The sequence below is a fragment of the Paracraurococcus ruber genome (genome assembly GCF_004353985.1).
GTDB classification, from domain to species: domain Bacteria; phylum Pseudomonadota; class Alphaproteobacteria; order Acetobacterales; family Acetobacteraceae; genus Paracraurococcus; species Paracraurococcus ruber.
In genome coordinates this window covers 1-5,148 of record NZ_SMOA01000336.1, presented here as the reverse complement: position 1 = coordinate 5,148, position 5,148 = coordinate 1, and the positions used below count along the sequence as shown (strand labels likewise).

The 5,148-nt window shown below is 76.4% G+C and carries 6 protein-coding genes; 3 read left to right on the top strand and 3 right to left on the bottom strand.

Annotated features, from left to right (window positions below; genetic code table 11):
• Window positions 1–1,526 (top strand): aldehyde dehydrogenase family protein (locus E2C05_RS28435; protein WP_205083146.1); only part of this gene is annotated, 1,526 nt, incomplete at its 5' end.
• Window positions 1,527–1,626: 100 nt separating this feature from the next.
• Here E2C05_RS28435 and E2C05_RS28430 read toward each other — a convergent pair.
• Complete coding sequence (locus E2C05_RS28430) at window positions 1,627–1,872, bottom strand: DUF1272 domain-containing protein (protein WP_133223011.1); 246 nt, start codon at window positions 1,870–1,872, stop codon at window positions 1,627–1,629.
• A 75-nt stretch (window positions 1,873–1,947) separates the two neighbouring features.
• Between E2C05_RS28430 and E2C05_RS28425 the strand changes: the two genes are divergently transcribed.
• Window positions 1,948–2,157 (top strand): hypothetical protein, encoded by a 210-nt coding sequence (locus tag E2C05_RS28425; protein WP_133223010.1) that lies wholly within the window; start codon window positions 1,948–1,950, stop codon window positions 2,155–2,157.
• Between the two features lie 163 nt (window positions 2,158–2,320).
• Here the strand turns inward: E2C05_RS28425 and E2C05_RS28420 are convergent, their stop codons facing one another.
• The gene (locus tag E2C05_RS28420) at window positions 2,321–3,295 is read right to left on the bottom strand and encodes a ketopantoate reductase family protein (protein WP_133223009.1); all 975 of its coding nucleotides are present in this window, start codon (window positions 3,293–3,295) and stop codon (window positions 2,321–2,323) included.
• Between the two features lie 444 nt (window positions 3,296–3,739).
• On the bottom strand, window positions 3,740–3,961 hold the full coding sequence (locus E2C05_RS28415; protein WP_133223008.1) for a biotin/lipoyl-binding carrier protein: 222 nt from the start codon (window positions 3,959–3,961) through the stop codon (window positions 3,740–3,742).
• A gap of 126 nt (window positions 3,962–4,087) precedes the next feature.
• On the opposite strand from E2C05_RS28415, the gene E2C05_RS28410 reads away from it, so the two are divergent.
• Window positions 4,088–4,885 (top strand): HpcH/HpaI aldolase family protein, encoded by a 798-nt coding sequence (locus E2C05_RS28410; RefSeq protein WP_133223007.1) that lies wholly within the window; start codon window positions 4,088–4,090, stop codon window positions 4,883–4,885.
• Window positions 4,886–5,148 lie beyond the last annotated feature (263 nt).

Sequence of the window (5,148 nt, the reverse complement as noted above, 5' to 3'; positions counted from 1 at the left end):
GCGGCCGGCGCCCCGCCACCCCGCCCCGCCGCATCGCCCGCACCCTGTCGCATTGCGTGCCGGGCGCGGCATCTGCTCTGGTGGCGGATGCGGGCGTGGCCGCGGCAGAACGCCTCGCCCGGCCCGGGCGCCATCGGCAGCAGGATCATGCCTTGCCTGACACCATGCCTTTCCCCGCGGCGACCGAAACCCCGGCCGAGGCCCTGGCCGCGCTGAGGGCCGTGGCGGCGCGCAACGGCGCCCTGCCGCCGGACCGCCGCCGCGACCTGCTGCGCGCGCTGGCGGCGGTGCTGCTGCGCCGCGCCGGGGATGTGGCGGCCGCCATCGATGCCGACTATGGCGGCCGCTGCATCGAGGATTCGCTGCTGGCCGAGGTGAAGCTGGTGGTGGATGCCGCCCGGCACAGCGCCGGCCGGCTGCATCGCTGGGCCCGGCCGCGCCGCGCCGGCGTGCCCTTTCCCTTCCTGCCGACGCGCGCGGCGGTGGAGCCGGTGCCGAAGGGCATCGTCGGCATCATGGCGCCCTGGAACTACCCGCTCCAGCTTGCCCTGCTGCCGGCCGTCGATGCCGTCGCCGCCGGCAACCGCGTGGCGATCAAGCCGGCCGAGGCGACGCCGCGCACCGCCGCGCTGCTGACCGACCTGCTGGCCGAATGCTGGGGAAAGGACATCGCCCGCGTGGTGCAGGGCGGCCCCGACATCGCCGCCGATTTCGCGGCGCAGCCCTGGGACCACCTGGTGTTCACCGGCGGCACGGAGACCGGCCGCAAGGTGATGCAGGCGGCGGCCGCCAACCTGGTGCCGCTGACCCTGGAACTCGGCGGCAAATGCCCGGCGCTGGTCCTGCCGGGCGCCGACCTGGCCGCGGCGGCGCGCGCGATCATGGCCGGCAAGGCGATCAATGCCGGGCAGACCTGCATCGCGCCCGATACGGTGCTGCTGGTCGGCCATGCGCCGGCGGCGTTCGAGGCGGCCTGCCGTGCCACCGGCCTCGGCCTGCCGGAGACGGCGGTGGTGAACGACAGGCAGGCGGCGCGGCTGGATGCGCTCTGCCAGGGCGTGGCGCTGACGCCGCTGGCGCCGTCCGGCCCCGGCCGGTTCCGCGCCATCGCCCTGGCCGCGGCGGCGCCGGACCACCCGATCCATCAGACGGAAGTCTTCGGCCCGGTGCTGCCGGTGCAGCCGCTGTCCGACCTTGGCGCCGCGATCGCCTGGGTGGCGGCGCGGCCGCCGCCGCTGGCGATCTACCTGTTCGGCGCGACGGCGGAGGAGGAAGCGCAGGTCGCCGCCGGCACCCGCAGCGGCGCCATCGTCGCCGGCCGCTGCGTGGAATACGCCGCCTTCCCCGACCTGCCCTTCGGCGGCATCGGCGCCTCCGGCTTCGGGCGGCGGAACGGGGAGGCGGGGTTCCGCGAGTTCAGCCTGCTGCGCGCCCGGGTGACGCATGCCCGCTGGGGCTTGGCGCGGCTGCTGGACCCGCCGCGGACGGCGCGCGGCCGGGCGCTGATCCGGCGGATCCTGCGGTAGTACGGAGCGCGCCGCGGCGTGCAGCCTGATGTCGCTCCGAACGCCAGAGGCTGTCGCAACGCTTTTCCCCGAGCGCAGATCGCTGTCGCCGGGCGTGCCGTCAGGCGGCGACGCAGCCGCCGGGCTTGACCTTCCGCACGGTGCCGGCGGGGTGCTTCAGCAGGCGCTCGGCCGGCCGGATGGGGCGGCGGACCAGCTCCCCGCCGCAATTCGGGCAGAGGCCGCGCAGCACGCCGTCCGCGCAGCCGGCGCAGAAGGTGCACTCATAGGAGCAGATGCGGGCCTCGCGGCTCGCCGGCGGCAGGTCGGTGCCGCAGCACTCGCAGCAGGGGCGGAGTTCCAGCATGCCGCAGCCTCCCGTGCCGATGGCGCCCGGGTCAAGCCCGCGAACCCGGCAGCCCCACCGGACGTTCACCGCAGCATGAGCGATCGCACAGCCCCCCGCCCCACCCGCCCCGGCGAGGCCCCCGACGACCCCGGCCGCCTGGCCCAGGAGGGGCCGGACGGACCGGGCCGCGCGGCCGAGGACACGCCGGACAGCCTGCCCAGCCGCACGGACCGGACCGGCATCGACCATCCGGTGGAACGCGACGAGACCGGCCCCGACCTGACCGGCACCGGCGGTACCTGAAGGCCCGGCTCCGGCAGGATCCGCGGCGAAGTCCGGCGGCACCGGCCCGCCGGGTTCGATCTGCGACAGGCAGGCCGGGAATCCTGGCCGGCCCATCCCCGGCGCCAGCCCGCGTCAGGCTTCGGTAGCGGCGCTGGCGCGATGGCCATGCCGGCCTGGCCGGTCAGGCCGGCCGCAGATTGGCCTCCAGCAGCCGGGCCAGGCCATGCACGCCGGCCAGCACCGGCGCCGGCTCCCCCAGGTGCCGCGCGAGGTCCACCAGGCAGCCCAGGACCGGCCCCAGTTCCAGCCGCCGCCCCGCCTCCAGGTCCTGCAGCATGGAGGTGCGGAAGGCGCCCAGCCGCCGCGTCACCACCAGCCGGTCCGGGATGCTCTGGCCGATCGGCAGGCCGATGCGGGCGCCGATCGCCGCCATCTCCCGCATCATCGCCTCCACCAGGCCGCGCACCCCGTCGTCCTCCAGCATGGCCTGCATGTCGGCGCGCGAGAGGGCGCTGAGCGGGTTCATGTTGGAATTGCCCCAGAGCTTAAGCCAGACCTCCATGCGGATATCGGCCACGGCCTCGGCCGGGATGCCGCCCGCCTGCAGGGCGCCGACCAGGTCGGCCAGCAGCGCGGCATTGCCGCCGGACGGATCGCCGTAGAGCATCCGGTCCTGCTTCATCAGCCGCACCACGCCAGGCGCCTCCACCCGGCTGCCGACATGTGCGACGCCGCCCAGCACGCGGCCGACCGGCAGGGCGCGGGCCAGCGCGCCGCCGGGATCCACGCCGTCCAGCACCAGCCCCTCGGCCGGGCCGCCGAAGCCCTGCAGGAACCACCAGGGCAGGCCGTTCTGCGCGGTGGCGACTAGCGTGTGCGGCGCCAGCAGGCGCTCCACCAGCGGCAGGGCGCCGGGCAGGTCGTGCGACTTCAGGCCCAGCAGCAGGAGATCGGCCGGCGGCAGGTCGGCCGGGTGGTCGCTGGCCAGGACGGGGACGCTCTCCCGCCTCTCCCCGTGCAGCAGGATCAGGCCGTCGCGGCGCAGCGCCGCCAGGGTGGCGCCGCGGGCGAGCACCGCCACCGGTACCCCGGCCCGCGCCAGCCCCGCCGCCAGCCAGCCGCCCACCGCACCCGCGCCCAGCACCGTCACCCGCATCGCCCGGCCCCCCGATGGCAGGCCCGACTATGGCGCATCCGGCGTCGGCGTGGAGGGGCGGGCACCGCGCCGGCCATGAGGCGTCCGGCCAGCGGGGCGACGGCCTGCGGCGCAAGGCGGCCGCTTCCCGGGGACCAGGCCCACCACAGCCAGACCCAGCGCGGCCCGGGCCGGAACGCGGCACGGGCCCGCCGATGCGGTGCCGTCCGGCATCCTGGCCAGCACCGCCGCCGCGCCCCAACGCGCGCCGCGCGCGGGAGAGCGGCACGGCCATCGCCCGGCGCGGCACGGGATCGCCGGCAGGCTGCACCACCCAGAGCGGATCGCGGGAGGGCGCGAACGCCCGGACGCGAGCCTCCGCCCTGCGATCAATGGGATAGAGCGGCGTGCGCGTTCAGAAGAACGCGCACGCCGCTCTCGCGCGCGACGGCGCAGGCCGGCGGATCAGGCGCGCAGCACCACCACCACGTCGCCCTCGGCCACCGCCTCGCCCTCGGCCACCCGCCATTCCAGCACCGTGCCGCGGCGCGGCGCGACCACCGGGATCTCCATCTTCATGCTCTCGAGCAGCATGAGCGAGTCCTCCGCCTCCACCGCCTCGCCCGGCTGCTTCAGGATCTTCCAGACCGACCCGGCGATCTCGGATTTCACGCGGATCTCCGCCATGCGCTGCGTTCCCCCTCCGTCAGGCGGGCATTGCAGGCGGGGGCGGTCGCCGGGTCAAGCCGGCTTGCCGCCGCGCGGCGCGGGTGCTGCGATGCCGGCAGGGACGCCTGGGGAAGGAAACACGCCATGGCCGCGCCGCGCCCGACCAACCCGGTGACGGAGAAGCTGGCCGCCGGCGGCACCGCGCTCGGCCTCGGCGTGCGGCTCTGCCGCTCGGCCGAGATCGCCCGCATCGCCCGCGCCACCGGGCACGACTTCCTCTTCCTCGACCTGCAGCATTCGCTGTTCGGGCTGGAGACGATCGGCCATATCGCCCAGGCGTCCGTCGCGCTCGGCGTCGCGCCGCTGGCCCGCGTGCGGTCGGTGCGCGACCCGGATGTGCAGGCGCTGCTGGACAATGGCGTCGCCGGCATCGTCTTCCCCGACGTGAACACCGCGGCGGAGGCCCGCGCCGCCGTCGCCGCGGCGCGCTTCGCGCCGCTCGGCCGCCGCAGCGTCACCGGCGGCTACCCGCAATTCGACTTCGCCGCGGTGCCGCCGGCCGAGGCGCTGCCGGCGGTGGAGGCGGCGACGCTCGTCGCCTGCATGGTCGAGACGCGCGAGGGCGTGCGGAATGTGGAGGCGATCGCGGCGGTGCCGGGGATCGACGTCATCCATGTCGGCATGAACGACCTGCTGACCGACATGGGCAAGCCGGGCCGCTACGACGACCCGGAGCTGCAGGCGGCGATCGAGCGCGTCCTGGCCGCCTGCCGGGCGCATGGCCGGCATTTCGGCTGCGGCGGCCAGCGCGACCCGAAGGCGCAGGCGGCGATGATCCGCCGCGGTGCGCGCTTCCTGACAACGCAGACGGATATTGGCCTGCTTTCCGCCGGCGCCGGCGCCTGGACGCGCGGCATCGCGGCGGCGCTGGACGCGGGGTAGAGCCGATCCCGCTCGGGTCGGCTCACCCGAGCGGGTGACGATGCGCGTGGAGTCGCATGACCAGGGCGGTGGCCGCGGGCCATGGCGAACGGGAACCGCTCCGGCGTCGCGCGCCGGAGGCGCAGCGTGCCGGCACCGGCGGCGCCGTGCGGTCCGGGGCACCGGCCTGCGGCGCGCCCGCATCCGGGTGACTGCCGGCGCAGGGTGCGGGCTGGCGATCGGCGCCGCGCACCCGGGCTTCCGCCTGCCGCGGGGCGTCGTGC